Origin of the sequence: Streptomyces sp. PA03-5A (assembly GCF_033792725.1) — a bacterium.
Taxonomy (GTDB): Bacteria; Actinomycetota; Actinomycetes; order Streptomycetales; family Streptomycetaceae; genus Actinacidiphila.
In genome coordinates this window covers 153,218-179,750 of the sequence record NZ_JARAVL010000010.1, presented here as the reverse complement: position 1 = coordinate 179,750, position 26,533 = coordinate 153,218, and the positions used below count along the sequence as shown (strand labels likewise).

At 72.4% G+C, this 26,533-nt stretch carries 26 protein-coding genes and 1 pseudogene; 14 read left to right on the top strand and 13 right to left on the bottom strand.

Translation table 11 applies throughout. The annotated features are described in order from the left end of the window. Positions 1-168: 168 nt before the first annotated feature. The 4 genes from PV410_RS15020 to PV410_RS15005 are packed head-to-tail and all read right to left on the bottom strand — an operon-like array spanning position 169 to position 4,052. A complete protein-coding gene (locus PV410_RS15020; protein WP_500324737.1) occupies positions 169-1,113 on the bottom strand; it encodes a MerR family transcriptional regulator in 945 nt (314 codons plus the stop codon). A gap of 33 nt (positions 1,114-1,146) precedes the next feature. Next, positions 1,147-2,796: an FAD-dependent oxidoreductase gene (locus PV410_RS15015; RefSeq protein ID WP_500324735.1), complete on the bottom strand. Its 1,650-nt coding sequence runs from the start codon at positions 2,794-2,796 to the stop codon at positions 1,147-1,149. Continuing rightward, positions 2,793-3,467 (bottom strand): DUF5987 family protein, encoded by a 675-nt coding sequence (locus PV410_RS15010; protein ID WP_500324734.1) that lies wholly within the window; start codon positions 3,465-3,467, stop codon positions 2,793-2,795. The genes PV410_RS15015 and PV410_RS15010 overlap by 4 nt, the downstream gene beginning before the upstream one ends. A 3-nt stretch (positions 3,468-3,470) precedes the next feature. Then, positions 3,471-4,052, bottom strand: a complete 582-nt coding sequence (locus PV410_RS15005; RefSeq protein WP_500324732.1) for a hypothetical protein — start codon at positions 4,050-4,052, stop codon at positions 3,471-3,473. Positions 4,053-4,246: 194 nt separating this feature from the next. Between PV410_RS15005 and PV410_RS15000 the strand changes: the two genes are divergently transcribed. Next, positions 4,247-4,939 (top strand): FadR/GntR family transcriptional regulator, encoded by a 693-nt coding sequence (locus PV410_RS15000; RefSeq protein WP_500324731.1) that lies wholly within the window; start codon positions 4,247-4,249, stop codon positions 4,937-4,939. A 51-nt stretch (positions 4,940-4,990) separates the two neighbouring features. On the opposite strand, the gene PV410_RS14995 is transcribed toward PV410_RS15000, so the two are convergent. Beyond that, positions 4,991-5,728, bottom strand: a complete 738-nt coding sequence (locus PV410_RS14995) for an SDR family NAD(P)-dependent oxidoreductase (protein WP_500324729.1) — start codon at positions 5,726-5,728, stop codon at positions 4,991-4,993. Positions 5,729-5,863: 135 nt separating this feature from the next. On the opposite strand from PV410_RS14995, the gene PV410_RS14990 reads away from it, so the two are divergent. The 5 genes from PV410_RS14990 to PV410_RS14970 all read left to right on the top strand — a co-directional run bounded on the left by PV410_RS14990 (position 5,864) and on the right by PV410_RS14970 (position 11,088). After that, positions 5,864-6,505, top strand: a complete 642-nt coding sequence (locus PV410_RS14990; RefSeq protein WP_500324727.1) for a TetR/AcrR family transcriptional regulator — start codon at positions 5,864-5,866, stop codon at positions 6,503-6,505. A gap of 139 nt (positions 6,506-6,644) precedes the next feature. Continuing rightward, complete coding sequence (locus PV410_RS14985; RefSeq protein WP_500324726.1) at positions 6,645-7,172, top strand: SRPBCC family protein; 528 nt, start codon at positions 6,645-6,647, stop codon at positions 7,170-7,172. A 50-nt stretch (positions 7,173-7,222) separates the two neighbouring features. Then, positions 7,223-7,774: a YrhB domain-containing protein gene (locus PV410_RS14980; protein WP_500324724.1), complete on the top strand. Its 552-nt coding sequence runs from the start codon at positions 7,223-7,225 to the stop codon at positions 7,772-7,774. 234 nt (positions 7,775-8,008) lie between these two features. Continuing rightward, positions 8,009-8,752 (top strand): HAD family hydrolase, encoded by a 744-nt coding sequence (locus tag PV410_RS14975; protein ID WP_500324722.1) that lies wholly within the window; start codon positions 8,009-8,011, stop codon positions 8,750-8,752. After that, complete coding sequence (locus PV410_RS14970; protein ID WP_500324720.1) at positions 8,749-11,088, top strand: glycoside hydrolase family 65 protein; 2,340 nt, start codon at positions 8,749-8,751, stop codon at positions 11,086-11,088. The genes PV410_RS14975 and PV410_RS14970 overlap by 4 nt, the downstream gene beginning before the upstream one ends. Here PV410_RS14970 and PV410_RS14965 read toward each other — a convergent pair. Both PV410_RS14965 and PV410_RS14960 read right to left on the bottom strand, forming a co-directional pair. Further along, positions 11,043-12,122 carry an LLM class flavin-dependent oxidoreductase gene (locus PV410_RS14965; RefSeq protein ID WP_500324718.1) on the bottom strand — a complete coding sequence of 360 codons (1,080 nt, stop codon included), beginning with the start codon at positions 12,120-12,122 and terminating at the stop codon, positions 11,043-11,045. The genes PV410_RS14970 and PV410_RS14965 overlap by 46 nt on opposite strands. A 68-nt stretch (positions 12,123-12,190) precedes the next feature. After that, on the bottom strand, positions 12,191-13,405 hold the full coding sequence (locus PV410_RS14960; protein WP_499515882.1) for an MFS transporter: 1,215 nt from the start codon (positions 13,403-13,405) through the stop codon (positions 12,191-12,193). A 160-nt stretch (positions 13,406-13,565) separates the two neighbouring features. Here PV410_RS14960 and PV410_RS14955 point away from each other — a divergent pair, with 160 nt between their 5' ends. Then, on the top strand, positions 13,566-14,036 hold the full coding sequence (locus tag PV410_RS14955) for a MarR family winged helix-turn-helix transcriptional regulator (RefSeq protein WP_500324716.1): 471 nt from the start codon (positions 13,566-13,568) through the stop codon (positions 14,034-14,036). 170 nt (positions 14,037-14,206) lie between these two features. Beyond that, positions 14,207-15,034 carry an aldo/keto reductase gene (locus tag PV410_RS14950; protein ID WP_500324714.1) on the top strand — a complete coding sequence of 276 codons (828 nt, stop codon included), beginning with the start codon at positions 14,207-14,209 and terminating at the stop codon, positions 15,032-15,034. 63 nt (positions 15,035-15,097) lie between these two features. On the opposite strand, the gene PV410_RS14945 is transcribed toward PV410_RS14950, so the two are convergent. After that, on the bottom strand, positions 15,098-15,961 hold the full coding sequence (locus PV410_RS14945) for an alpha/beta fold hydrolase (RefSeq protein ID WP_499515879.1): 864 nt from the start codon (positions 15,959-15,961) through the stop codon (positions 15,098-15,100). A gap of 38 nt (positions 15,962-15,999) precedes the next feature. Then, entirely contained in the window at positions 16,000-16,392 is a 393-nt protein-coding gene (locus PV410_RS14940; RefSeq protein WP_500324712.1) for a hypothetical protein, read from the bottom strand. Positions 16,393-16,777: 385 nt separating this feature from the next. Between PV410_RS14940 and PV410_RS14935 the strand changes: the two are divergent. Next, a pseudogene (locus PV410_RS14935) lies at positions 16,778-17,830 on the top strand (molybdopterin dinucleotide binding domain-containing protein); the annotation flags it as partial. Positions 17,831-17,894: 64 nt separating this feature from the next. Here the strand turns inward: PV410_RS14935 and PV410_RS14930 are convergent. Next, complete coding sequence (locus PV410_RS14930; RefSeq protein WP_499515876.1) at positions 17,895-18,314, bottom strand: SRPBCC family protein; 420 nt, start codon at positions 18,312-18,314, stop codon at positions 17,895-17,897. A gap of 35 nt (positions 18,315-18,349) precedes the next feature. Further along, positions 18,350-19,360 carry an aldo/keto reductase gene (locus tag PV410_RS14925; RefSeq protein WP_500324710.1) on the bottom strand — a complete coding sequence of 337 codons (1,011 nt, stop codon included), beginning with the start codon at positions 19,358-19,360 and terminating at the stop codon, positions 18,350-18,352. Positions 19,361-19,649: 289 nt separating this feature from the next. Between PV410_RS14925 and PV410_RS14920 the strand changes: the two genes are divergently transcribed. The 4 genes from PV410_RS14920 (at position 19,650) to PV410_RS14905 (ending at position 23,665) form a co-directional block, all read left to right on the top strand. Further along, the gene (locus tag PV410_RS14920; protein ID WP_500324708.1) at positions 19,650-20,753 is read left to right on the top strand and encodes an NADH:flavin oxidoreductase/NADH oxidase; all 1,104 of its coding nucleotides are present in this window, start codon (positions 19,650-19,652) and stop codon (positions 20,751-20,753) included. A 109-nt stretch (positions 20,754-20,862) separates the two neighbouring features. Then, positions 20,863-21,432 (top strand): GNAT family N-acetyltransferase, encoded by a 570-nt coding sequence (locus PV410_RS14915; RefSeq protein ID WP_500324706.1) that lies wholly within the window; start codon positions 20,863-20,865, stop codon positions 21,430-21,432. Between the two features lie 112 nt (positions 21,433-21,544). Further along, positions 21,545-23,023 carry a hypothetical protein gene (locus PV410_RS14910; protein WP_500324704.1) on the top strand — a complete coding sequence of 493 codons (1,479 nt, stop codon included), beginning with the start codon at positions 21,545-21,547 and terminating at the stop codon, positions 23,021-23,023. 117 nt (positions 23,024-23,140) lie between these two features. Next, on the top strand, positions 23,141-23,665 hold the full coding sequence (locus PV410_RS14905; protein ID WP_500324702.1) for a P-loop nucleotide/nucleoside kinase family protein: 525 nt from the start codon (positions 23,141-23,143) through the stop codon (positions 23,663-23,665). 279 nt (positions 23,666-23,944) lie between these two features. Here the strand turns inward: PV410_RS14905 and PV410_RS14900 are convergent, their stop codons facing one another. Further along, complete coding sequence (locus PV410_RS14900) at positions 23,945-24,799, bottom strand: NAD-dependent epimerase/dehydratase family protein (protein WP_500324700.1); 855 nt, start codon at positions 24,797-24,799, stop codon at positions 23,945-23,947. Between the two features lie 136 nt (positions 24,800-24,935). On the opposite strand from PV410_RS14900, the gene PV410_RS14895 reads away from it, so the two are divergent. Further along, positions 24,936-25,784: a helix-turn-helix transcriptional regulator gene (locus tag PV410_RS14895; protein WP_500324698.1), complete on the top strand. Its 849-nt coding sequence runs from the start codon at positions 24,936-24,938 to the stop codon at positions 25,782-25,784. Between the two features lie 193 nt (positions 25,785-25,977). Here the strand turns inward: PV410_RS14895 and tpg are convergent, their stop codons facing one another. Beyond that, on the bottom strand, positions 25,978-26,526 hold the full coding sequence (gene tpg / locus PV410_RS14890; RefSeq protein ID WP_500324912.1) for a telomere-protecting terminal protein Tpg: 549 nt from the start codon (positions 26,524-26,526) through the stop codon (positions 25,978-25,980). Positions 26,527-26,533: the final 7 nt, after the last annotated feature.

Here is a 26,533-nt window from a genome sequence, read left to right as displayed (position 1 = left end):
ACCCTCATCGCACCCTCCGAAAGGCCGAGCTCCGTCCCCGGCGGCCTCGCGGCACGGCCGGCGGTGCGGGGCGAACCCGCCGCCCAAGTTACTGCCGGTGATCCGCCCCCGCTACCTGACGGGACCTGGGTCCGGCGCACCGGCGTGAGGGCCCGGCGAGCCGTCCGGTCACGCTGCGGCGGCCTCCAGGGCGCGGACGGCCCAGTCGAGGGCGGGCCCGCGGCTCTCCAGGACGGGCCAGCCGTTGACCACCGCGAGCAGCCGGGCGTACCGCTCCCGGCGTGGGTCGGACGCGGTCCGCAGACGGGTCAGCAGTCGTCGCCGGAGCTCGGCGCCGTCCGCGGCGCCGAGGAGGTCCGCGTACTCCGCGGCGACGGCCGCGACGACCGTACGCGCCCGGTCGGAGGCGGGGTCGACGCCGGCGGCCACGGCGGGGCCGACCCGCTCGCCGACCGACGCGACGACGTCGCGGCGCGGCGACGTGGTCCCGGCCCGGGCACGGTCGGCCGCGTGCTCCCCGGCCATCCGGCGCATCGTGGCCCGGAAGCCGGGGTCCCGTGACAGTTCGGCGAGCTCCACCCACGCCTGGACCTGGTCCGGCTCGGGGTCCTCGGGCAGCTCCGGGGTGAGGGAGCGGCGCAGGCCCGCGAGCGTGGGGGCGTCCGCGAGGTCACCGGGTCCGCCGAGGACGGCGTCGAGGAAGTCGTCGATGAGCCGTCCGCGTTCCACCGCGGACAGCCCGGCCAGTTCGTGCATGAGCTCGGTCTCCTCCGGGGTGGACCCGCGCCGGGCCACGGCCGTCAGCACCGCGCGCCGCAGCCGCAAGGTGCGGATCTGCGCCTCCAGGGCCGCGGCATGGGCCGCCGCGACCTCGGGCAGGGACAGCTCCCGGTCCACGACCCGCCGGATCGTGGCCAGGTCGAGTCCCAGCTCGCGCAGGGTCCGCACGAGTTCCAGCCGGGCTGGGGCCTCGTCGCCGTAGCGGCGGTAGCCGGCCGGACTACGGCCGGCCGGCGTCACGATCCCCCGGTCGGAGTAGGAGCGGATGGTCTTGACCGTCAGCCCGGTGCGCCGGGCCAGGTCGCCGATCGAGTAGCGCGCGTCGCCGTTCACACCTCCACTCTTCCGTCTCCCCCCGGGGGAGACTCAAGCCCCCGCGCGGGCCGCGACGGCACGGGCCGCCGCCGCGATGTCGCCCCCGCGGGTCGCGCCGGTGAGCGGATCGCTCGGTGCGTAGCGCACGGCGACGCCGTACTGGGCGCAGCGGGCGGCGATGGCGGGGCAGGCACGCTCCGCGAGGGCCGCGATGGTCAGGGAGGGATTGACGGTGAGGGAGGTGGGGACGGCCGCACCGTCCGTCACGAAGAGGCCGGGGTGGGTGCGCAGCTCGTTGAGCTCGGTCAGCGCGGAGATCGCGGCGGAGTCGCCGAGCCGGCAGGAGGCGAGGGGATGGGCGGTCACCGTGCCCGCCACGTCCTCGCTCCACGGGCGGACGGTGGCGAGGCCGTCCCGTTCCAGTACCGCCCGTGCGTGGGTGTCGGCCTCGGACCAGCCGCGCCGCGTGCCGGCCGTCGGTGCGAACCGCATGGTGCCCAGGCCCAGCCCGTTGGCCAGGCGGGTGAAACTGCCGGTGAGGGGCGGCACGCCGAAGCTGCCCTCGGCCTCGTCCTCGGTCATGGCGAGCACGGTGAGCCAGGAGCGCCAGCGGGCCCGCATCTGCTTCTTGGCGACGCCCGACCAGCGCCCCCCGGCGGTCTGGGCGAGGGAGTTGGTCACGGTCGGGAAGTAGATCTGCTGGAGGGTGAAGCGGGAGAACTCCGGCGCCCGGGCGTCGAGTCGGTCGAAGGACGCCGCGGTGATCGGCATCCCGATGTGCAGCGCCTCGTACGCCACCGTCGCGCTGCGCGCCAGCCCGAGCAGGGAGCGGACCTTGCCCTCGTCCATCTCCGCGACGCTGACCCGGTCGCCGTTGCCGGAGAAGTAGCCGCCGACGGCCGGCGGGACTCCCCCCAGGGCGAGCGCCGAACGCTGCAGCAGGACCGGTGTGCCGACCGCGCCCGCGGCCAGCACCAGGACCTTGGTGTGGACGGTGCCCGCGCCGGTGGGGCAGGTGTAGTCCGCCGGGTCCACGGTGGTGTAGTCGACGGCGTAGCGGTATCCGGGCACCGTGGACGGGCGGATCAGCTGCACCTCGTGCAGGGGGCGGATCTCGGCCCCGTGGGCCTCCGCGGCGGGCAGGTAGTTGAGCAGCATGGAGCGCTTGGCGCCGAATCGGCAGCCCGAGAGCATCCAGTTGCAGTCGGTGCAGCGGGCCCGGTCGACGGCGACGGGCACCGGGTTACAGGTGTGCCCGGCGCGGTCGCAGGCGGCGGCCAGCACGCCGCCCGCGTACGAGACGTCGGGCCAGTCGAGCTTCGTCACGGGCAGGGCCTGCTCGACCTGCTCGTACCAGGGGTCGAGGGCGGCGCGGGTGAGGGAGGCGGGCCACAGCCGCCGTCCCGAGGCGTCGCGCCGGTCGAAGACGAAGGACGGCGCGCGCAGCGACGCGGCGAAGTAGACGACGCTGCCGCCGCCCACGCAGTTGCCCGCGACGACCGAGATGCCGTCTCCCTTGATCACGTCGACGATGCGGGGGTACGCGCCCAGGTCGAGGTCGTGGGTGAAGTCCTCGGTGGCCAGGCGCGGTCCGCGTTCGAGGACGGTGACGCGGGCTCCCGCGGCGGCGAGGTGGTAGGCGGGTATCGCACCGCCGAAGCCGCTGCCGATGACGAGGACATCGGTGGTCTGGGGGCTCATGCGGGGCTCCCGGAGGGGGTGGTGGCGGGGTGCGGCTCGGCGAGGGCCGTGCCGTAGGAGGGGGACGGGTAGCGCCACAGGCCGTCGGCGTCGGGCGGGGGGAAGCCGGTCCAGACCAGACCGGGGTGGCCTTCGGCGAGGGCCTGCGCGGTGTGGCGGTGGGCGGCGGTGTCGAAGGCCAGACCGACGAGGAAGGCGAGCAGTTGCCAGATCGGGCGGTCGAGGTCGTCGGCCCGGAAGAGCCCGGTGACCAGGGTGGTGCGGTGGTCGAAGGAGAGGCCGACGAAAGGCGGGCGGTCGAGCGGGAGCAGGATGAGCCGGCTGATCGCGTAGGCGGTGGCGCGGGCGTCCAGCAGCGCCGCGATGCCCGGCAGGAGCGGGTTCAGCGGGAGGTCGGGCGAGGCGAGCAGGGTGATGACGCCGGCCTGTACGGCGCCCGGGCCGGGGGCGGCACCGGCGATGGCGCGGTCGGAGGGGGAACGTCGTTCCCCCGGCACGAGGGTGTCGGCGAAGGCTTCCAGGGTGGAGACCGGCCAGGAGCCGAGCGCGGCGGGAGCGGCGGGAGCGGCCGCGGCGGGAGCCGCCGCCGTGCCCAGCGCGGGCAGGGCGGCGACGGCGGCGGCCAGACCGCGCAGCACGGCGCGCCGGTCGATGCCGGGGAGCGGCTCCATCGGCTACCACCCCGCGCACAGGAGGCTGAAGGGCAGCGTGACGGAGAGCCCGCTCTCGCCGGCCTCGTCCCCGTACGCGTCCAGGACGTCCGCCACCTCGGGCAGTTGCGGACGCAGCGCGGCCACCAGGTCGCCGATGCCCACGGTGACCCCGTTGAGCCGGAAGTTCGTCAGGAGCATCGCCGCACGCCGGTTGCGCTTGTCGAACCAGTAGCGGCCGTCCCAGGAGACGTACGGGACCGCGCCGGTGGTGGACTGCACGCTCCAGTGGTCGCGCTGGTAGTAGCGGCACACGGGGAGGGCGAGCGCGAAGCGGGCGGGTTCGGCGAGCAGGAAGCGGACGGCGCCGCCGTTGTCGAGGGTGATGTCGCGCTTGGAGTACTCCACGCACACCGGGTCGGACAGCCAGAGCCACGGGTCGGGGGTCTCGCCCTCCCCGTACGCGTGCCAGTCGCAGGCGGCGGCGAACGGCGGCTCGGAGTACGGGTCGGGAGCGTTGGCCGAGGCGGGGGCGGTGGCGGTCACCGCGAACAGGGCGGCCGCGGCCAGGGTCAGCAGGCGTGAGGAACGGCGGAAACGGGGCATGGGCAGACTCCGGCGGTCGTGGGGACGGGGCGTACGGGGCCTGGGCACCACGCAGGATGCCGCTGACGCGACGTCAGGGCAAGAGGTTGCACACAGACTCATTGAATGAGTGGCTCATCCACTGCCTGAGTGTGTTGACGCGGTCCCCGTTGCTCGGTGGGCTTGGACCGGACCGCTTCGAGAGGACGACCACGGTGGAGCCACTGCCCCGCGAGACCATCGTCGACGTGCTGGAACGCCGCCTGCAGGAGGACATCCTGGGCGGCACCCACCCCGCCGGCACCCTGCTGCCCCCGGAACAACGCCTCGCCGAGGGCTACGGCGTCACCCGCACCACGGTGAAGCACGCCTTCGGCCGGCTCACCCAGGCCGGTCTCCTGGAGACCCGCCACGGCGTCGGCACCCGGGTCCGCGACTACCTGCGCCTCGGCGGTGCGGACCTGTTGCCCATGCTCGTACGGCACAACCCCGGGTGGCTGGCCGACATCTTCGAAGTCCGTGCCGGTGTCGGCACGTTGATCGCCGAACGCGCCGCCGTCAAGGCCACTCCCCCGCAACGCGCCCGGCTGCGCACCCTCCTGGACGCCGTCGGCACCGCCGCCGACCCCGACGCCGTCCAACTGGCCGACGCCGAGGTCCACCGCGCCCTCGCCCAGGCCACCGGCAACCGCGTCTACGTGCTCCTCACCAACACCCTCTTCGCCGCCTACCTGCCGTTGCGCGCCCGCCTGGTCGCCCCCTTCCGCGACCCGGCGGAGGCGGCCGCCCGCCTGGAACCCCTCGTCACCGCCGTCATCGACGGTGCCGCGACCACGGCCCGCACGGCGGCCCAGGCGTACCTCGCCGAGACGCAGCGCATCATGCTGGAGTCGCTGGAGCCGTCCTGAGCCGAGCGGACCGCCGCGGAAGGGTTCCCCGGTCCGCGGCGGCCGGCCTCGTCAGCGGGCCTGGTCGGTGGGCCGGATCAGGATCTCGTTCACCGCGACGTGGTCGGGCTGGGTGACCGCGTACAGGACGGCGGCGGCGATGTCCTCGGGCTGCAGGGTCCGCATGGACTCGGCCATGCTCTTGGCCATGGCCTGGATCGCCGGGTCGGTGATGTGGCTGGTCAGCTCGGTCGAGACGAAGCCGGGTTCGACCAGGACGACCCGGACGCCCTGTTCGGTGACCTCCTGACGGAGCGACTCCGCGAAGGCGGTGACGCCGAACTTGGTGGCCGAGTACACGCCGCTCGCGGCCGTCGCCGTGCGCCCCGAGGTCGAGGAGACCTGGACCACGGCCCCCTTGCGCTCCAGCAGGTGGGGCAGGGCGGCGTGGACCGCGTACATCGAGCCCAGCAGGTTGGTCTCGACCATGCGCGTCCACTCGGTGGTGTCCGCACCGAGGATCGGGCCGCTGAGCATGACGCCCGCGTTGTTGACCAGGATGTCGAGACCTCCGAAGCGCTCGACGGCCGCCGCGACCGCGTCGCGCACCGATGCGTGGTCGGTGACGTCCAGATCGATGGCGAGCATCTCGCCGGGGGCGTCCTGCACGAGGTCCTTCAGCCGGTCGGCCCGCCGGGCCCCGACCGCGACCAGGGCGCCGGCCTTCGACAGGGCGATGGCCGTGGCCCGGCCGATGCCCGAGGACGCGCCGGTGACGAGGACGACCTTGCCTTCCAGGGTGCCGCTCACGTTGTTCTCCCAGAGGTTCGTGTTCGTGGTTCGCGACCCGGGCAGAAGGTGACCGCCGGGTCATGTTGAGCGTAACAGCTAACCTGACCCTCCGGTCACGTTGGTGATAGGCTCCACACCTGGGAGGAGGCGCGGATGAGCGGGACGACAGCCACTCCGGGCCAGCGGGCGGACATGGTGCGCAACCGACGCCTGCTGCTCGAGGCGGCGACAGCGGCGTTCGCCGAGCGCGGGGTCGACGTGCCGATCGGTGAGATCGCCCAGCGGGCCGGCCTCGCCAAGGGCACCGTCTTCCGGCACTTCGCCTCGAAGGAGGACCTCCTCGCGGCGATCATGCTCCAGTTGCTCGACCAGCTCGTCGGCTCGGCCGGCCGCCTCCTGGAGGCCGACGACTCGGGGGCGGCGCTGCGCGAGTTCATGACCGACGGCGTCGAGGCGCTCGCCACCGACCGCGCGTTCTGCGAGGTGATCGGCCGCCCGTCACTGCAGCACGCCGAGGTCCGCGACCGCATCGCCCTGCTCTGCGACGCCGCCGAGGCGCTCACGGCCCGGGCGCGCGAGCAAGGCGCCGTGCGCGGCGACATCACGGGGACCGACGTCGTCCTGCTGCTCGGCGGGATCCACCAGACGGCGGCACCGCTGCTCCCCATCCAGCCGCAGGCGTGGCGCCGCTACCTCGCGCTGGCCTTCGACGGGCTGCGCGCCGCCGACTCCGGGCCCTTGCCGGAACCGCCACCCGCGCGCCTGGAGATCGCCGACCCCGCGACGTCGCCGTAGGGCACACGCACCCACCCCTCCCCCGACCAGCGGAACATCGGGCCCGCCGGCGCATGCCGCCGGCGGGTCTTGACCGCATCCATGCCCATGGGAGAGCATTGCTCTCATTGGTAAGCACTGCTCTCGACGGGGGATGGGGATGAAGCTGTTCTACGCGGGCCCGCCGCTCGGGGAACTGCACGAGGAGTACGCGAAGAAGGGCCGGCTGGACGAGCGCGCCCCGGTCAGGTCGACCAGTTCGGTCACCGTTGACGCACCGGTCGCCACGGTGTGGCGGCTCGTCAGCGACCTGCGCGCCTGGGACACCTGGCGCTCCGACGCCCGCGTCGTCGAGCTCGGGGCCGTGGAACCGGACGCACGCTTCCGCTGGAAGCTGCGGGGGACGCGCATCACGTCCTCCTTCGCCGTGGTGGCGCCCGAGCGGGAGCTGTCGTGGACCGGGCTGGCGATGGGCTGGGTGAAGGCGGTCGACCGGATGCGGATGGCACCCACGGACGACGGCCGGACGGTCGTCACGATCGAGGAGTCGCTCTCCGGGCCGCTCCTCACGCTGTTCTACGACAGCACACGGCTCCGCAGGGGCCACGAGGAGATACTCCGCATGCTGAAGGCCGCCACGGAGGAGAGCGCGGAGGAGAGCAGGGCCTCGTGCCGGCCGGGGACCTAGGACCAAGGGACCACTGGCCCGGTCCGCGCCGGTTGCGGGATGCTCCCCGCATGATCGAGCGCGAGGACGCGGTCCGGAGGGTCCAGGAGCACCTGGACCGGTGCTTCCCGGGGCGCATGGCGGTGGTGGAGGCCGAGGAGCACGAACTGGTGTGGGTCGTCGTCTACCAGTCCGCGGAGTACGTCAGGACCGGCGACGCGGAGCATCTCCTGGCCGGCAACGGACCGTACCTGGTGGACCGTGCCGACGGCCGCATGCACGCGATCGGACCTGTGGACTACCTCATGGGCGGATGGGAGGACGAGTACCGGGCGCGTGTCCGCCGACTGCCGGTGCGGACCGCGGTGGACGATCTGGACGACGGGATACGCACGTCGGTGGCCGCCCGCGGCCGCGTGTTCGCCATGGTCGAGCTGCGGGAACGGATACCGGCGCTCACCCCCGCCGACGCCTTGGCCTACGTGACGGCCGTTCAGGCCGCCCGCCCCGCGCCGCGGCGTCCGCTCGCCGTCGTCAGCGAGGCCCTGGTGCCGTACCGGGAGCCCGTGATCAAGCCCGTCCCCCAGAGACGCGAAGACGCCGGTCAGGACGGGGGAACCTGACCGGCGCCGGTCTGCGTTGCGGGGCCGCGGTGGCGGTCGCCCCCGGCGAGGGGCTCCGTGGGGCTTCAGCCGAACGATCGTCCCCACGGGCGAAGGGATGAGGCCCGGGGTCACTGGCCCACTCACGGCACCCGCATCATGTCGAACCGTGCCCCGGCCCGGATTGTTCCCGCGTCCCGGTGGTCCGCGGCCGCGGAAGGCATGCCCGGGGCCCGCTGCGGGGAAGCGCGTTGCATGACGAAGACCGGTCTCCCGGAGGGCATCCGGGCCTGCCTGTTCGATCTCGACGGAGTGCTGACCAAGACCGCGGTCGTGCACGCCGCCGCCTGGAAGGAGGTGTTCGACGACTTCCTGCGGCACCGGGAGGGTGCGGACTTCCGCCCCTTCGACAAGGTGACCGACTACGACGAGTACGTCGACGGCCGCCCACGCGCGGACGGCGTGCGGGCCTTCCTGGCCTCGCGCGGCATCGAACTGCCCGAGGGCTCCGCGGACGACCCGCCCGAGCGCGACACGGTGCACGGGGTGGGCAACCGCAAGAACGTGATCCTGCTGGAGAAGATCCGCAGCGAGGGCGTCGAGGCCTACCCGGGCTCGGTCCGCTACGTGAAGGCCGTACGGGCCGCCGGCCTGCGGACGGCCGTGGTGTCCTCCAGCGCCAACTGCCGCGACGTGCTGGTCGCGGTCGGCATCGAGGACCTCTTCGACGTGCGCATCGACGGTGTGGTGGCCGCCGAGCGCAAGCTCCCCGGGAAACCGCACCCCGACACCTTCCTTGAGGCGGCGCGCGAGTTCGGGGTGGAGGCGAAGGCGGCGGTGGTCTTCGAGGACGCGCTGGCCGGCATGGACGCCGGCCGCTCCGGCCACTTCGGGTACGTCGTGGGGGTGGACCGGGTGGGCCAGGCCGACGCCCTGCGCGCGCACGGCGCCGACATCGTCGTACGGGACCTCGCCGAGCTGCTGGAGGCGGACGCGTGATCAGCCACTCCTCCTACGTGGTCGAGCCGTGGTGCCTGCGTGAGACGGAGCTGGACCTCGACGTGCTCGCCCAGAGCGAGTCCGTGTTCGCCCTCTCCAACGGCCACGTCGGCTGGCGCGGCAACCTCGACGAGGGCGAGCCGCACGGACTGCCCGGCTCCTATCTGAACGGTGTCCACGAACGGCACCCGCTGCCCTACGCGGAGGCGGGTTACGGCTACCCGGAGGCCGGCCAGACCGTCATCAACGTCACCAACGGCAAGATCATCCGGCTGCTCGTCAACGACGAGCCGTTCGACGTGCGCTACGGGCGGCTCGTCTCGCATGAACGCGTCCTCGACCTGCGCGCGGGGCATCTGCGCCGCACCTGCGAATGGACCTCCCCCGCCGGCTGCACCATCCGGGTGACCTCGACCCGCCTGATCTCGCTCACCCAGCGGTCCATCGCCGCGGTGGTGTACGAGGTCGAGGCCGTGGACGACGTGCGCCTGGTCGTCCAGTCCGAGCTGGTGGCCAACGAGCAGCTGCCGACGACCTCGGGCGACCCCCGGGTCTCGGCCGTGCTGGACTCCCCCTTGCAGCCGGAGGAGAACCTGGCACTGGACAACCGTCTGCGCCTGGTGCACTCGACCTCGGTCACCGGACTGCGGGTCGCGGTGGCGGCCGACCACGCCGTGGAGGGGCCGCCGTCCACCCGGAGCTTCAGCGAGAGCAACGACGACACCAGCCGGCTCACCGTCACCTCGTCCCTGGCGGCCGGGGAGAAGCTGCGCCTGGAGAAGATGGTCTCCTACGGCTGGTCCCAGGTCCGTTCGCTGCCCGCCGTGCGCGACCAGGTGGAGGCGGCGCTCGCGGGCGCCCGCAGCACGGGCTGGCAGGGGCTGTGCGACGAGCAGCGCGACTACCTCGACGCGTTCTGGGCGCGGGCGGACGTGGAGATCGACGGCGACGCCGAGATCCAGCAGGCGGTCCGTTTCGCCATGTTCCACGTCCTGCAGGCGGGTGCGCGCGCCGAGCAGCGTGCGATCCCGTCGAAGGGCCTGACGGGCTCGGGCTACGACGGGCACTCCTTCTGGGACACGGAGACCTTCGTCCTTCCGCTGCTCACCCTGACCTCGCCGGAGTCCGTCGCGGAGGCCCTGCGCTGGCGCCGTGCCACCCTGCCCGCCGCCCGGGAGCGCGCCCACCAGCTCGGCCTCGAGGGCGCCGCCTTCCCGTGGCGCACGATCGACGGCTCGGAGGGCTCGGGCTACTGGCCGGCGGGAACGGCCGCGTTCCACATCAACGCGGACATCGCCGACGCCGTCGTCCGCTACGTCTCCCTCACCGGCGACGAGGACTTCGAGCGCGAAACGGGTGTGGAGCTCCTGGTGGAGACCGCGCGCATGTGGCACTCCCTCGGTCACCACGACCCCCACGGGAACTTCCACATCGACGGGGTCACCGGGCCCGACGAGTACAGCGCCATCGCGGACGACAACGTCTACACCAACCTGATGGCCCAGGCGAACCTGCGCGCCGCCGCCGACGTCGTCGAACGCCACACCAAGGAGGGCGCGGCCCTCGGCGTCGACGACGAGGAGACGGCCGCCTGGCGGGACGCGGCCGCGGCCATGACCGTCCCCTACGACAGCGCGCTCGGCGTCCACGAGCAGTCGGCGGGCTTCACCCGGCACCAGATGTGGGACTTCTCCACCACGCAGCCCGACCAGTACCCGCTGATGCTGCACTTCCCCTACTTCGACCTGTACCGCAGGCAGGTGGTCAAGCAGGCGGACCTGGTACTGGCCATGGTCAAGCAACCGGAGGCCTTCGACGACGAGCAGAAGGCACGGAACTTCGCCTACTACGAGCCGATGACGGTGCGGGACTCGTCCCTTTCGGCGTCGACGCAGGCGATCATGGCCGCCGAGGTCGGTCATCTGCGCCTCGCCTACGACTACCTGGGCGAGGCGGCGCTGATGGACCTGCACGACCTGGAGAACAACACCCGTGACGGCCTGCACATCGCCTCCCTCGCCGGCACCTGGGCCGCGCTGGTCGGCGGCTTCGGCGGGATGCGGTACCGGGACGGCTGCGCCGCCTTCGCACCGCGGCTGCCGGAGAAGCTGCGGCGGCTCGCCTTCACCCTGCAGGTGCGGGGGCGGCGGCTGAGGGTGGAGATCACCGGCGCGGCGGCGACGTACACCCTGCTGGACGGGGAGCCGCTCGAGCTCTACCACTACGACGACGGGTTCACGCTCACCGTCGACCGCCCGCAGACGCGCAAGGTGCCGACCCTGCGCACGCGTCAGGCGCCGGAACAGCCGCCGGGCCGCAGTCCCCGGCACCGCTGACCTCCCCGCGTGCGCGGCGGGTGCGCGGCGCCGGTCCCCGAGGGGGCCCGGCGCCGGGTCAGCGCCCGGGGAAGTGGGGCAGGACCTCCTCGGCGAGTTCGTGCAGTACCTCCGCGACCGGGCGGTCCCCCGGACGGAGGTTGAGGGAGACGTGGGCGACGCCCAGGTCCGCCATCGCGCCCAGGTGTTCGACGAGGGCGGTGCGCCCGGTACGCAGGCCGAGGCGGATCGGCTCCGGCCGGGCCGCGGGGTCCGCGACCAGGTCGAGCAGCATGGGCGTGAGGTAGGGCTTGGACCTCCCGCCACCGCTGGACGTCGTCGCGCAGGGCGTCGAGGGGCCGGGGGTCGTTCAGGCCCGCGTCGGCGTGCCCGGCGATCCACTCCGGGGTCTGACGGGCGCTGCCCGCCACCGCGATCGGGATGTCCCCGCCCACGGGCTTCGGCAGGACGTCGATCCGCCGCTCGGCCCGGAGCCCGGTGCCGGGCAGGGTCAGCCCGAGCCCGGGAGCGGGGGTCGCCCAGGCGGCGCGCAGGGTCCGCACGCCGTCGCGGAAGGCCTGTCCGCGGCCGTCGAAGTCGGCACCGAAGAGCGGGTACTCCACCGGGCGGTCCCCGCTGGCCAGGCCCAGGACGAGGCGTCCTGCGGAGAGCACGTCGACGGTGGCCGCGGCCTTGGCCACGTGCAGCGGGCTGCGCAGTGGCAGGACGACGGCGGAGGTGCCGAGCACCACGTGTTCGGTCAGCGCGGCGAGGTGCCCGAGGTACGCGAAGACGTCGAAGACGGATCCGGCGTCGCCGAAGGCGAGCGGGTCGTACACCGGTACGTCGCGCAGCCACAGGGCGCTGAAGCCGAGGCGGTCGGCGAGCCGGGCGAGGTCGGCGTGACCGCTCAGGTCCGGCACCCCGAAGGGGCGCCCGGCCTGCTGGTCGGCGGCACGGCGGCCGGCTCCCCAGTCGTTGTCCAGGGGCAGTTCGAGTCCGAGGGTGAGCCGCTGGTGCGCGCCGGTGAGGCGGGTGAGGGCGGTGCTGGTCATGGTGCGGGCCTTCGTCGGTGCGGTGTCGGGGCCGGGACCGGCGGTGCCTGTGGTCCCGGCCCCCGCGGTCAGTGCCGGGAGGTGAGGGCCGGCTGCTCGGCGGGCGCGGCCCCGGTGACGACCCGGCTGGTCCGGCCGCCGCGGCCCTTCTCCAGTGCAGCGGAGACGACCGCGAGCACGAGGGCGGAGGCGGTGAGGACGGCCCCGACGAGGTTCGGCGCGGTGTAGCCGAAGCCCGCGGCGATGACGACCCCGCCGAGCCAGGCGGACAGCGCGTTGCCGAGGTTGAAGGCGCCGATGTTGACGGCCGAGGCCAGGGTGGGGGCGCCGGACGCCTGGTCCAGGACCCGCTTCTGCAGCGGCGGCACCGTCGCGAAGCCCAGGGCGCCGATGAGGAGGATCGTCACGCCGGCCGTGACCTCGTTGTGGGCGGTGAGGGTGAACAGCGCCAGCACGGCGGCCAGGGAGCCCAGCGCCGTGTACAGCATCGGCATCAGGGCGCGGTCGGCGTACTTGCCGCCGACCAGGTTGCCGACGACCATGCCCGCGCCGAACAGGACCAGCAGCCAGGTGATGGAGGAGTCGGCGAACCCGGTGACCTCGGTCATCATGGGCGCGATGTAGGTGATGGCCGCGAAGACGCCGCCAAAGCCGAGCACGGTCATCGCCATGGCCAGCAGGACCTGGACGTTGCGGAAGGCGCCCAGTTCGTGGCGCAGGCGCACGCCCTGCGGCTTCGGCATGTCGGGCACCAGCTTGAGGACGCCGGCCAGGCCGACGACGCCGAGGCCCGCGACGACGAAGAAGGTCACGCGCCAGCCGGCGTTCTGACCGATGAAGGTGCCCAGCGGCACGCCGATCACGTTGGCCACGGTGAGGCCGGCGAACATCATCGAGATCGCGCGCGCCTTCTTCTCCGGGGCCACCAGGTCGGCGGCGACGACCGAGCCGATGCCGAAGAAGGCGCCGTGCGTGAAGGAGGCGAGGATGCGCCCGGCCATCATCACGCCGAAGGCGGGTGCCAGGGCGGAGACCAGGTTGCCGAGCACGAACAGGCCCATGAGCAGCATGAGCATGTTCTTGCGGGACACCTTGGTGCCGAGCAGCGTCATGATCGGCGCGCCGATCATGACGCCGAGTCCGTAGCCGGTCACGAGCAGGCCGGCGGTGGGGACGGAGACCCCGAAGTCGGAGGCGACCTCGGGCAGCAGGCCCATGATCACGAATTCGGTGGTTCCGATCCCGAAAGCCCCGATGGCGAGGGCCAGGAGCGCGAGAGGCATGGCGGAGACCTTCCAGATGTTGCAGTGGCACCTAACAAGCGAAAACAATAATTGCAGACGCGCTATAACGTCAAACGCTGGACATCTCCGGGCGGCGGCTTACCATGGCCAGTGACGACGAACAGCCTTCACCCGCAGCCGCTGCACAAAGGGGACCTCGATGACCGCCACCGATCCGGCCCTGACCGCCCTCGCCCAGGGGTGGCACGCCCTGTCGCTCCTGCACGGACGGATCGAGGGGCGGATCGAGAAGCAGCTCCAGGTTCACCACGACCTCAGCGTGCGCGAGTACTCCCTGCTCGACGTCCTCAGCCGTCAGCACGACGGGGAGGGCGGCCACCTGCAGATGCGCCAGGTCGCCGACGCCGTCGTACTGAGCCAGTCGGCCACGACCCGCCTGGTCACCCGGCTGGAGGACCGCGGCCTGCTGGCCCGCTACCTCTGCCCCACCGACCGGCGCGGCATCTACACGGACGTGACGGAGGCCGGCCTGAAGCTGCTGGAGGAGGCCCGGCCGACGAACAACGCGGCGCTGCGCTCGGCGATGGACGACGCGGCACTCGTCCCGGAGCTCGCCCCCCTGGTCAAGGCGGTGGAGGACCTGCAGGGCGCGAAGGTCCCGGCTTCCTGACCCGGCCATTCCGCGCACGAACTTATTCCGCGTTTGCAATTAACCGCGTGCGCAACTAATCTGGTCGTGGAGCACGGGAAGGGCGCGTCCCCCGCCCCCTCCCGGGACGTTCACCCGTCCGCACTCGCACCGGCACCCATCGCCGGCCGCGACGCGAAAGGATCTGCACCATGACCACCCCCACCCCGGACATCACGCTGAACAACGGCGTCACCATGCCGCAGCTCGGCTTCGGCGTCTTCCAGGTGCCCGACGCCGACACCGCGACCGCCGTCACCTCGGCCCTGGAGAGCGGCTACCGCAGCATCGACACCGCGGCGATCTACGGCAACGAGGCCGGCGTCGGCCAGGCCCTCGCCGCCTCGGGCATCGCCCGTGACGAACTGTTCGTCACCACCAAGCTGTGGAACGGCGACCAGGGCTACGACAGCACCCTCGCCGCCTTCGACGCCTCCCTCGCCAAGCTCGGCCTCGACCACGTGGACCTCTACCTGATCCACTGGCCGGCCCCGGCCCGTGACACCTACCTGGACACCTGGCGCGCCTTCGAGAGGATCCACGCCGAGGGCCGGGCCCGCGCCATCGGCGTCTCGAACTTCCAGCCCGCGCACCTGCAGCGGCTCATCGACAACGGCGACGTCGTGCCCGCCGTCAACCAGGTGGAGCTGCACCCCCAACTGCAGCAGGCCGAGCTGCGCGCCTTCCACGCCCGGCACGGCATCGCCACGGAGGCATGGAGCCCGCTCGCCCAGGGCGCCGTCCTGAAGGACCCGGTCATCACCGGCATCGCCGGCCGCCTGGGCAGGACCCCGGCCCAGGTGATCCTGCGCTGGCACCTGCAGCTCGGCAACGTGGTCATCCCCAAGTCGGTGACCCCCGAGCGGATCCGCGAGAACCTCGACGTCTTCGACTTCGTGCTCTCCGACGCCGACGTCGCGGCGATCACCGCCCTCGACAACGGCACCCGCATCGGCCCGGACCCCGACGCCTTCAACTGATCGCCCGGCCACGGGCCGCGGGGCACCCCGCGGCCCGGCGGGCGGCAGCGTACGGCGCGTGCCTCAGGAGGCGGTGCGCTCCTCGATCCGCCGCAGCGCCTGCTTGAGGTACCCGGCAAAGCGCGGGTAGTTCTCGCTCATCGGGAAGTGCCCGATCTCCTTCATCTCGATGAACTCGGCCCCGCGGATCTGCTCCGCGGTACGGGCCCCGTCCTCGGGGGTGGTCAGGTAGTCGTACTCGCCGGTGAGCATGACGACCGGGCAGCGCTCCCCGTCGATCTCCCCCAGCCTGCCCCGGAGGTCGTGGTCGACGGAGTAGAAGTACAGGTCGCCCTTGAACGCCTCCGAGCCCTGGCTGTAGTAGAACCAGGTCGCCCAGCGGTCCGCGTCGGGCGACTGCGGGGCCATGAGGTCCCACACCCCGCTGGCGCAGACCTGCGCCGCGTTGGCGTGGGGATGCTGCCACCAGTCGAGGTAGAAGCCGGGAGAGTAGTCCGCACCCTCCACGGGGATGACCGCCTTGAAGCGGTCCGGGTGCCGCAGCGCCAGTTGCAGGGCCACGTTCCCGCCGAAGGAGGAACCCATGAAGATCGGGTCCTCCAGACCCAGCGCGTCGCAGAACGCGGTGATGAAGGCGACGTAGTGGTCGGCGGTGAGCTTGTACTCCTCCTTCCACCACTCCTTGTTCAGCGGCGGGTCGGACTTGCCGTGGCGGGCGAGGTCGTAGGCGATGACGCGGTGGTTCGCGGTGATCTCCTCGTCCTCCAGGAGGCCGCGCCACTGGTGGTTGTGGCAGCCCGCCGTGTGCTGGCACACCAGCGGCTGTCCCTGGCCGTTCTCCAGGTAGAAGACCTTGTACTGGACGTCCTCCACGTCGATCGTGACGTAGTGGCCGGTCACCGGGGAGATACGGGAGGCGGTGCTCATCGAGGGGTCCTTTCGGCGGTGCGGGGCGGAACGGTGGTTCAGCCCAGCGGGCCGGTGAGGCGGAGCAGTTCCAGCTGACGGGTGAGGCAGCGCAGGTTCTGCATGAGGACCAGCAGGTCGCCCTCCAGCCGCATGTCCCGCTGGAAGCTCGCCGCCCAGATGCCGTGGTACATCGGCTTCGGCACCGGCGAGCAGAACTCCCGCCAGGTCGCGGCGCCGGCCCTGATGGCGAAGTCGTAGGCGGTGAGCGGCTCGGGATCGACGACGAGGTCCTCCACCCGGCCGCGGTGCATGCGCACCAGGAAGGCGTGCCGTTCCATGTCCAGTAGATAGGTGCAGCTGAAGTACGCCCCGTGCGCCCGCAGCTCCGCGTCGCCGTCACTGAGCCGGCGGAACTCCTCCACCGGCCCCTGTGCCGTTGCCGTCGCCATGTCCTCTCCTCGCTGACGTCGATCTTTGCGCCCAGCTAATACACCGCCAGGTGCGCGCGGGCGGGGGCACGCCGTCACGTCCCCCGCACGCACCCCGGCAAAGCGTCCGGTGGTGGCACCACCACCCCGCACGGCGCGCCCACCAGGCGGGCCTCGCGGCGGGCCCGCCCTCCTGGTGCACCTCCGGGGAGGACAGCGCCCCAGATGCCCTCATAGGATAAAGATCATCATTGAATGCCATATTTGCCCCGAAGGTGATCGGTATGAGCGTCCAGGGCGTGAACGAGCCGATGGCACCCGGCGACGGCCGGCCCGAGGTACCGCCGACCGGCGGTGCGGGTGCCGCCGACGACAAGCGGCCGTCCCAGCACGACTACCACCACCCCGCCGCAGCCTGGGGCGCGAGGGCGCCGGCCCCTCCCCCGTGCGCGGGCACAGCAACGTCCAGGGCAACCGCACGTGCGGCATCGACCACCGGCCGGCCGAGGCCTTCCTGGACCGGCTCGCCGCGGTCTGCGGCATCGACCCGCCCCGGGAGCACGAGGTGTTCGTCGGGATGGGCGGCAATTTCGTGCTCGCCGCGCCCGACACCCCGTACACGGCCCAGGGCCTGGCCAAGTGCGCCCTGACGGCGCACGTGAGCACCAAGCTCAACCGGAGCCACCTCGTCCACGGCAGGCAGGCCCTGATCCTGCCGTGCCTGGGCCGCACCGAGAAGGACGAGCAGCGGCGCGGACTGCAGGCCACGTCCGTCGAGGACTCCATGAGCATGGTCCACCTGTCCGTCGGCATGAAGCGGCCCGCCTCGCCCCACCTGCTGTCCGAACCGGCCATCATCGCCGGCATGGCGCGCGCCGCCCTCCCCGGCAGTTCCACGCCGTGGGAGCACTACGTCGAGGACTACGACCGGATCCGCGACACCATGGCCAAGGTCCTGGACGGGTTCGAGGACTTCAACCGTCGTGTCCGGCTCCCCCTGGGCTTCCGGATCCGCCAGCCCGCGCGCGAACTGGTCTTCTTCACGCCCTCCGGGCGTGCCGAGTTCTCCAGCGCGCCGCTGCCGGACGTGGTGCCCCGCGACGGGATGCTCGTCCTGCAGACGATGCGCTCCCACGACCAGTGGAACACCACCATCTACTCGGACGACGACCGCTACCGCGGCGTGAAGAACCTGCGCACCCTCGTCCTGATGAACCCGGCCGACATGCGGGCCCGGGACATCGAGCCCGGCACCCTCGTCGACATCACGGCGACGGCCAAGGACGGCAGCCGGCGCACGCTCACCGGCTACCGCGCGCTGCCCTACGACATGCCCCGCGACTGCGCGGCCGGCTACATGCCGGAGATGAACGCGCTCATCGCCGCGAACGACTACAGCACCCAGAGCGACCAGCCGCTGATGAAGAGCGTCCGGGTCACCATCGGCCCCACCGGCTGAGGCGCCTGCCGTCACCACGATGCTCCCCCGCCACCGGGCGTGACGGGGGAGCGTCGGCGCGGGTTCAGCCCGCGAGCGTGCCGTGGAGCGCTTCGAGGCCGTCGCGGTAGATGCCGGTGAACAGCTCGACCACCTCCGCCTCGCCGGCACCGTCGGGGACGAACCGGCCGCTCCACACGACCTCCGCGACCTCCGGCTGCCCGGGTACGGCGTGGACCCGCAGGTCGGAGACGTACCCGGTCACGGGGAAGGGCGCCTGAAGGATCGCGTACGCGTAGTGGCGCTCGGCTTCGTTGAAGGCCACCATGCGCTCGACGATCACCTCGCCGTCGGGGTTGCGGAGCCTGCGCACCCGCCCGCCCTCCAGTGGGGTGCTCTCGGGGATGAACGGGAGCCAGTCGGGCAGCGCGTGGAAGCCGCCGATCAGGTCCCAGACGCGTTCGGGCGACGCGGGCACGACTCGGCTGACCGAGGTGGACGCCATGGTCTTTCTCCTTGGCTTGTGGGGGGCGAGGGCGTTCAGGCGCCGTTCGGGAGCGGCGCGGCGGGGCTGACGAGGCCGGAGGCGCGCAGGTCGGACCAGAAGGCGGCCGGGACGTCCTCGTTGAGCGCGGCGATGTCCTCGGCGATGCGGCCCGGCTTGGTCGAGCCGGGGACGGCGGCGACGGCCACCGGGTGCGCGAGGGAGAACTGCAGGGCCGCCGCCTTGACGCTCACCCCGTGGCGGGCCGTGATCTCCTTGATGCGCCGTACGCGCTCGACGATCTCCGGAGGCGCGTCCTGGTACTCGAAGTGGGTGCCGCCGGCGAGGACCCCGGAGCTGTAGGGGCCGCCGACGACCATGCCGACGCCCTGTTCCTGCGCCTTGGGCAGCAGCCGCTCCAGCGGTCGCGCGTGGTCCAGCAGGGTGTAGCGGCCGGCGAGCAGGAAGCCGTCGGGCTGCGGCTCGTCCAGGTCGAGCGTCAGCTCGATGGGCTCGACCCGGTTCACGCCGAGGCCCCAGGCCTTGATGACGCCCTCGTCGCGGAGCCGGGACAGCACCCGGAAGGCGCCCGTGCGGGCCTCCTCGAACTTGCTCAGCCACAGGTCGCCGTGGAAGTCCTGGGCGATGTCGTGCACCCAGACGATGTCCACGCGGTCGACGCCGAGGCGCTTCAGGCTTCCCTCGATCGACCGCTCGGTGGCGTCGGCGGTCCATTCGTGGAGCATCGCGTTCGGACGGCCGTGCTCGAAGAGCCCGCCCTTCTCGCCGAGGTCGCGGGCGCCCGGCTCGGGCTCGTCCAGGATGACGCGCCCGACCTTGGTGGCCAGCACGTACTCGTCGCGGGGCCGCCGCGAGAGCAGCTCGCCGAGCCGCAGCTCCGCGAGACCCGCGCCGTAGAAGGGGGCCGTGTCGTAGAAGCGGACGCCCTGGTCCCAGGCGGCCTCCAGGGTCGCGCTCACCTCCTCTTCGGGGATGGCGCGGAACATGTTGCCGAGGGGGGCGGTACCGAAGCCGAGGCGGCCGGGGATGAGTTCCTTGAGCGACATGATGGTGCCTTTCGACGACCGTACGCGGGGGGCGAGGTACCCCGCCGCGGGGCCGGGAGGTGAGGGGATTGCGCCTTACGAGGATCGAGGTTACTTGCAGACGCGGACTAATGCAAACGCTTGATATCTGCGTCATCCACTTGTGGGCGATCGAGCACTGCACGCGGGATGCGGGAATTAATCAGCGCGTGCAATTATTGAGGGAGCCTGTAGGGCGCATACGCATGAGCGATGCAACGACGCGTTGCCGCGTGACCCGGCCCCGACCGCCCCCTGAGGAGACAGCTTCGTGACCACCACCTTGTTCGAGCCTTTCACCCTCCGGTCGCTGACCATTCCGAACCGGATCTGGATGGCCGCAATGTGCCAGTACAGCGCCGCGCCGGACGGCGAGCAGGCGGGCGTGCCGAACGACTGGCACTTCACGCACCTGGCGGCCCGGGCCACCGGCGGCACCGGACTGATCATCACCGAGGCCACCGCGGTCAGCCCCGAGGGCCGGATCAGCCCGTACGACCTCGGCATCTGGAACGACACCCAGGTCGAGGCCTTCCGCCGGATCACCGCCTTCCTGAAGTCCCAGGGCACCGTGCCCGGCATCCAGCTCGCCCACGCCGGCCGCAAGGCCTCCACCGAACGCACCTGGGTCGACCGCGGCGCCCCCATCACCCCCGACACCCAGCACGGCTGGACACCCGCCGGCCCCAGCGCCGTCCCGTTCGACACCGGCTCCACCACACCGGAGGAGCTCAGCACCGAGCAGATCGGCCGGATCGTGGCGGACTTCGCCGCGGCCGCCCGGCGCGCCCTGGACGCCGGGTTCCAGGTCGCCGAGATCCACGGGGCCCACGGATACCTCATCAACCAGTTCCTCTCCCCGCACAGCAACCGCCGCACCGACGGCTACGGCGGGGACTTCGCCGGCCGCACCCGCTTCGCCCTGGAGGTCGTCGACGCCGTCCGCGCCGTCTGGCCCACCGACCTGCCGGTCTTCTTCCGCATCTCCGCGACCGACTGGCTGAGCGAGAACGCCGACGACGACCGCGAGGGCTGGACCGCCGACGACACCGTCCGCCTCGCCAAGGAGCTGCAGGCCCGGGGCGTGGACCTGATGGACGTCTCCACGGGCGGCAACGCCCCCAACGCCAGGATCGTCGCGTCTCCCGGCTACCAGGTGCCGTTCGCCGAGCGCGTCCGCAACGAGACCGGTATGCCCGTGGCGGCCGTCGGCATGATCACCGAACCCGACCAGGCGCAGACCATCGTCGCCTCCGGCAAGGCCGACGCCGTCCTCCTCGGCCGCGAGCTGCTGCGCGACCCCTACTGGGCGCGCCACGCGGCCACCGCGCTGGGCGGGAAGGTCACCACCCCGGTTCAGTACCACCGTTCCTGAAGGTCGTAACAGCCCCGTCCCCGTCGTACCGTCGTACGGCGGGGACGGCGCACGCCGGAGGCGGAAATCGCGTTGCGCGGCGTCTCCCCGCCCGGACAGCATCACCCCCGTGACCTACACGCTGCGTGAGTACGCCCCTGCGGACGAGGCCTCCTGGCTGCGCTGCAGGGTGCTCTCGTTCCTGGGCACCGCCTACTACGACGACGTCGACCGCGCCAAGCCGCCGATCCCGGCCCCCGGCCTGGAACTCGTCGCCGTCGACGCGTCGGGGACGGTCGTCGGCATCATGGACACCGTCGTCGACACCGCCCTGGCGACCATCGACACCGTCGCGGTCCACCCCGACCACCAGCACCGCGGTCTCGGCCGGGCCCTCCTGCACCGCACACGCGCCGAGGTCCGCGAGCGGGGCGCGACGACCCTCGACGCCTGGACCCGCGACGACCCGGACACCCTCGCCTGGTACCGCGCCATGGGCTTCGCGGAGAGCGACCACTACCTGCACGTGTACGCCCACCAGTACACCGCTCCCGGCGAACCGGACCGCGCGATCCTCACCCCGCGCCCCGGCCTGCGGCTCATGGCCGCCTTCCTGCACGCGAAGCTCGAGGACGAGACCCGCATGCGCGCGGAGTTCAGCCGCGTCCACGTGTGCCGGCGCTTCTCCATGACGACGTGACCCCTCGCCTTCCCCGACGGCCTTCCCCTGCTCGCCGTTCCGGTCCCGCCCACGCCGGACGGCGCCCCCCGGCATCGCACGGCCGGCCTGGCCTGCGCCACGATGGTGCCCTGTGAACGACCTCCTGTACGGCCTGGCCGGCAATCCCTCGCTGCCGCCCGAATGGGTCGACCGTCTGATCGCGACCGCGGACGCCGATGTCGCCGGTGCGCTCGCCGACCGCCCCGACCTCACCCGTGCGCAGGTGGCGGCCCTGGCCGCGCGCGACGAGGGCGCCGCCCTGAGCCTGGCGTACGGGGGACGTCTCTCCGCGGCCGATGTCGATCCCGTCGACCGGCCGTTCGTCGCGCTCGCCCTGCTGGACGGGCGCGCGGGACCGCCGGAGTGGGCGCGCCTGCTGGCCACCACGGGGTCCGTCGAGCAGCGGGAGAAGCTGGCCGGCTGCCCCGGTCTCCCCGAGGATGTGGCGCGTGCCCTCGCGGCGGACCCCGAGGTCGGGGTGGTCGCGGAACTCGCGCTGTGGACGACGTCCGATCTCGCCGCCCGCCTGGCGGAGCACCCGCATGCCGGGGTGCGTCGCGCGGTCGCGGTCAACGAGGCGACCCCACCTGATGTGCTGGCGGCGCTCCTCGACGGCGGAGCACTGCCTCCGGCACGCTTCTGCCGGGTCTGCGAACATGAGCCGACGCATGAGCCGACGCCGCCCGGGGAGCACTGCGAGGGTGCGCACGAGTCCACCGTGCACGCGACGCTGCAGGCCGCCCTGGGCAATCCGGCCACGCCCGCGTCCGCCGCCGCAGCCTTCGTCGACCATCCGTCCCTGCTGCTGCGCCAGGAACTGGCCGGGCGGATCGACCTGCCGCCGCAGGTGTACGCGCGGCTCGCAACCGACCCCGTCCCCTGGGTCAGGGCGCAGCTCGCGGACAACCCGGGGATCGGCGAGGAACTGATCCGGACCCTGGCCGTCGACCTCGGCCACGACGTGCGGCGACGGCTCGCACACCACCCGGCGGTGCCGCTGGACGTCCTGGACCGGCTCGCCTCCACCGTCCGGATCGGTCCGACGCCGCTGCCGCGCATCTCCTCGGCCACTCCCGACGAGATCGCCGGGCTCGCCACCTCACCGAACCCCGTCCTGCGGATGTTCCTGGCCGGGCGAACCGATCTGCCCGACGAGATCCGCGACGCCCTGGCCCGCGACCCGGACGCGAAGGTGGTGGGCGCCCTCGCGCCCCATCCCGGTCTAAGAGAAGCCCAGTTGGCGTCCATGATCGACCGGCATGGTGCGCGTGTCGCCGCGCGGGTGGCGGCCAACCCGGACGCGACTGCGGCCCTGCTGGAGCGATTGGCGCACATCCGGCCCCCCGTCCGGAAGGCGCTGCGCGAGATCGCCCGGCACCGGCACGCGACGGCCGCGGCGCTGATCCCCTGCCTCGACGACCTACGGGCAAGGCCCCTGGCCGCGGCCCACCCGGCCCTGCCGCCCCCGGTGATCGCCGAACTGCTTGCGGACGAGGACGCGCAGGTGGTGCACGCGGCGGCCGCCAATCCGTCCCTGCCGTCGGCGGCGATGGCACGTCTGCTGCGCTGATCGTCGTGCGGCCGAGGGCTTCCTTCGACGGCCCGAGGGTCTTGCCTGCATCAGGCGGGCCGGCACCGCCGGACCCGAAGCCTTGCCGCCGCCCGCACAGCGCTAGCATCGGGACGCATGATCGTATGGCTCAACGGCACCCACGGCGCGGGGAAGACGACGACCAGTGCGCTCCTGCAGCCGCTGATCCCGGATTCACGGGTGTTCGACGCCGAGAAGGTCGGCGAGACGCTCATGGACATCACGCCCGGGCTGCCCGCGACGGACAACTTCCAGCACTGGCCGCCGTGGCGACCGCTCGTCGTCGAGACCGCCCGGCGGGTACTCGACTACACCGGCGGCACCCTGGTGATGCCCATGACCGTCCTGGTCGAGCGGTACTGGCGCGAGATCAGCTCGGGCCTTGCCCGGCATGCCATCCCGGTCCGGCACTTCGTCCTCCACGCCGACCAGGACACCCTCCGCGGGCGCATCGAGGGCGACACTGTTCTCGGCCCCAATTCCCCGTTCCGTCTCCGATACCTCGAGCCCTACGCCGAGGCGGCCCGCACCTGGTTGCACGGCGAGGCAGAGGTAGTCGACACCACGCACCTCACGCCCGCCCAGGCCGCCCAGCAGATCGCGGAGGCCGTCAAGGGCTGAGGTGCTGAGCCGAAGCACGATGGGTGTCACCACCGGCATCCACTGAACTGCGGCTTCGGCCGGGCGAAGCACAGTGGTTGTCACCGGTACGGCGCGCTACCTGTCACCCCCTCTGCGCCCCGCAGCCGCCTGAGCCGAAGGCAGCAGCATCAAATCCTGCCCGCGCGGTGCCGATCGTGACGCTACCGGTGCTGTACCTGGTGGCGGTCGTGATCCGTGTGGCGGGGGCGGTGCTGGTGGGGCGGATCAGAGGGGGGGACCAACCTCGCGTGGTGACCGTCACAGGGCTCCGGCGTCCCGGGCCGTCCAGACGCTCGGATAGATCGGCCGGAAGCCGAGCTCCCGGCGGATGCGCTGGTTGGACATGATCCCGAACCACGGGTCGGGGTCCGTGAGCTCGTGGAGCCCGGCGGGCACCTCGACGCCGTTGAGCTGGTACAGCTCGACCGTCGTGACAGGGGCGTCATCGGCGATGTTGTAGATCCGGCCGGCGATGCCCGGCGCGTACAGCAGACGCATCAGACCCTGGGCAACGTCCGCGTGGTGGGCCATCTGCAGGCGCTGGTGCGGCGCCCAACCGGCGGCCCAACGCAGGGAGTCGGTGAGGTGCGGGTCGCCCTCGCCGTAGACGAAGGGGAGCCGCCCGATGCGTACGTCCAGGCTCTCAAGCGCAAGCAGTTCACGCTCGGCCTCGGCCTTGGACTCGGGGTAGGCGCCCCACATCTCGCCGCCCGGCCGGCTCTCGTCCGCCTCGGTCAGCGGGCGGCCCCGTCCGACGCCGTACACATTGCCCGTGCTGACCTGCACGAACCGCTCCACGCCGGAGGCCTGCGCGGCGCGGCCCAGGGCCACCGCGGCGTCCCGGTTGACGGCCCATGCCTCCTCGTCCGGCACCCCGCGGAAGGAGGCGGCGACGTTCACGACGGCGTCCACGCCGACGAGCGCCTTGCCGAGTGTCTCCTCGTCGCGCATGTCTCCTACGGCGACCTGGGCGCCCAGCTCCCCGAAGCGCTCGCCGCGGGTCGCATCCCGTACCAGGACCCGCACCTGCTCGCCCGGCTGCCGCTGGGCCAGCAGCCTCGGCACGAAGCGGCGTCCGACCTGTCCCGTCGTTCCGGTCACCAAAGTCAGCATGATGTGCTCCTCACGCGCTGTGTCGCCTGTCGTTGACGACCAGCCTCGGCGGATACGGGAACGACCGGGAGAGACCTCTTCATCAGGGGATCGGGAGTCCCTGGATAAGCCGGCCGGCCTCCCGCACCCTGGAGAGGTGAACCGAGGCGAACTAGCCGACTTCCTGCGCCGCGCCCGCGCCCGCCTGGACCCCTCCGACGTGGGCCTCACCGCCGGCGCCCGCCGCCGTACGCCGGGGCTGCGCCGCGAGGAGGTGGCCCAGCTGGCCGGCATGTCCGTGGACTACTACACGCGGATGGAACAGTCCCGGGGCCCGAGCCCGTCCCGCCAGATGCTCACCGCGCTGGCCCGCGCCCTGCGCCTGACGGAGGACGAACGCGACCACCTCTTCCACCTCACCGGTGAACAGCCGCCGCGCCGGGAGGCGACCAGCACGCACGTGCGCCCGGGCCTGCTCCTGGTGCTGGACCGGCTGGACGACACCCCGGCGATGGTGGTGACCGACTGCGGCGAGGTCCTGGCCCAGAACGCGCTGTCACGGGCGTTGAGCGGAGACGTCCTCGCCCGCCCGCCCCAAGGACGCAACATGATCCGCCGATTCTTCCTGGACCCGGCGGCCCAGGAACTGTTCCCGCCCGAGGACCGCCCCGAGCGCGCCCGCGAGCAGGTCGCCGGCCTGCGAGCGGTGGCCGCGGCCCGCCCCACGGACCCCGAACCCTCCTCCCTCGTCGCCGAACTACGCGCCGCGAGCGAGGAGTTCGCCCGCCTCTGGGACGAACATGAGGTCGCCGTACGCCGCGCCGCCACGAAACGCTTCCGGCACCCTGCGATCGGCATCCTCGAACTCGACTGCGAGGTCCTGGTCAACTCCGACCACAGCCAACAGCTCGTCATTCACACGGCCCGTCCGGGCACGGAGTCGTACCAGCGTTTGCAGTTGCTGCGGGTGGTGGGCTTGCAGGACCTGTCGCCGACGAGCTCCTGAACGCGTGCGCGCCTTTCACGTTCGCTCCCTGCCCACCGCACAGCGCCCACGATCCCGAACTCCGCGCCATCTGGCGCCGACAGCGGCGCAACGTCTGCCACTGGCACAGGCAGACGGACGACCACCCCTACTACCGAGCGCTCAGGCCCCTGCCTGACGGCCACGCTGAGCAGCTGGCCGAGGCTATCGACACTCAGAACTCGAACTCGACGTAGTCGATGTCGGTGAAGTCGACGTGCAGTCCCTGCGCGCGGCGGCCGCGGTCCTTGAAGTAGACCTCCTGGAGGCCCTCCGCCGCGATGGCGCGCAGTTGGTCCTCGCCGGCGCCCGCGGCACGGGCGGTGAAGAGATGGGCGGCGTAGTCGGGGGGAAGGGCCTGGGTGACGAGGCGGACGCGGGCGTCGTCGGTGGAGCCCGGGGCGGCCGTGAAGCCAAAGCGGGCGCGGGTCTCGATCACGATGCCGCCGGTGGTGGCCGCGTGGCGGCGGGCGCGTTCACGGACGCGGGGCTGCCACCGTCTGCGGACCTCGTCCTCGAGGCGGCCGGCCAGGTCCTTGCGGGGACGTTTGATCTCGCCTGTGAGGTAGCGCTCGACGGTGCGCTGCGAGACGCCCAGCAGGGCGGCGACGGCCCTGGTGCCCTTCTCCTGCTTCACCAGGAACCGCATCTGGGCCTGCGCCGACTTGGGCACGGGCCGTGTGAGGGTCTTCGCCGTGGCCTTGTCGAGGCCGTCGCCGAGCATGCCCACC

Excerpts from the sequence above, each read along its gene's own strand:
- PV410_RS15015 (WP_500324735.1), bottom strand. The coding sequence starts at position 2,796 with ATGAGCCCCCAGACCACCGATGTCCTCGTCATCGGCAGCGGCTTCGGC.
- PV410_RS15010 (WP_500324734.1), bottom strand. The coding sequence starts at position 3,467 with ATGGAGCCGCTCCCCGGCATCGACCGGCGCGCCGTGCTGCGCGGTCTG.
- PV410_RS15005 (WP_500324732.1), bottom strand. The coding sequence starts at position 4,052 with ATGCCCCGTTTCCGCCGTTCCTCACGCCTGCTGACCCTGGCCGCGGCC.
- PV410_RS14990 (WP_500324727.1), top strand. The coding sequence starts at position 5,864 with ATGAGCGGGACGACAGCCACTCCGGGCCAGCGGGCGGACATGGTGCGC.
- PV410_RS14985 (WP_500324726.1), top strand. The coding sequence starts at position 6,645 with ATGAAGCTGTTCTACGCGGGCCCGCCGCTCGGGGAACTGCACGAGGAG.
- PV410_RS14980 (WP_500324724.1), top strand. The coding sequence starts at position 7,223 with ATGATCGAGCGCGAGGACGCGGTCCGGAGGGTCCAGGAGCACCTGGAC.
- PV410_RS14975 (WP_500324722.1), top strand. The coding sequence starts at position 8,009 with ATGACGAAGACCGGTCTCCCGGAGGGCATCCGGGCCTGCCTGTTCGAT.
- PV410_RS14965 (WP_500324718.1), bottom strand. The coding sequence starts at position 12,122 with ATGACCAGCACCGCCCTCACCCGCCTCACCGGCGCGCACCAGCGGCTC.
- PV410_RS14960 (WP_499515882.1), bottom strand. The coding sequence starts at position 13,405 with ATGCCTCTCGCGCTCCTGGCCCTCGCCATCGGGGCTTTCGGGATCGGA.
- PV410_RS14955 (WP_500324716.1), top strand. The coding sequence starts at position 13,566 with ATGACCGCCACCGATCCGGCCCTGACCGCCCTCGCCCAGGGGTGGCAC.
- PV410_RS14950 (WP_500324714.1), top strand. The coding sequence starts at position 14,207 with ATGACCACCCCCACCCCGGACATCACGCTGAACAACGGCGTCACCATG.
- PV410_RS14945 (WP_499515879.1), bottom strand. The coding sequence starts at position 15,961 with ATGAGCACCGCCTCCCGTATCTCCCCGGTGACCGGCCACTACGTCACG.
- PV410_RS14940 (WP_500324712.1), bottom strand. The coding sequence starts at position 16,392 with ATGGCGACGGCAACGGCACAGGGGCCGGTGGAGGAGTTCCGCCGGCTC.
- PV410_RS14930 (WP_499515876.1), bottom strand. The coding sequence starts at position 18,314 with ATGGCGTCCACCTCGGTCAGCCGAGTCGTGCCCGCGTCGCCCGAACGC.
- PV410_RS14925 (WP_500324710.1), bottom strand. The coding sequence starts at position 19,360 with ATGTCGCTCAAGGAACTCATCCCCGGCCGCCTCGGCTTCGGTACCGCC.
- PV410_RS14905 (WP_500324702.1), top strand. The coding sequence starts at position 23,141 with ATGATCGTATGGCTCAACGGCACCCACGGCGCGGGGAAGACGACGACC.
- PV410_RS14900 (WP_500324700.1), bottom strand. The coding sequence starts at position 24,799 with ATGCTGACTTTGGTGACCGGAACGACGGGACAGGTCGGACGCCGCTTC.
- tpg (WP_500324912.1), bottom strand. The coding sequence starts at position 26,526 with ATGCTCGGCGACGGCCTCGACAAGGCCACGGCGAAGACCCTCACACGG.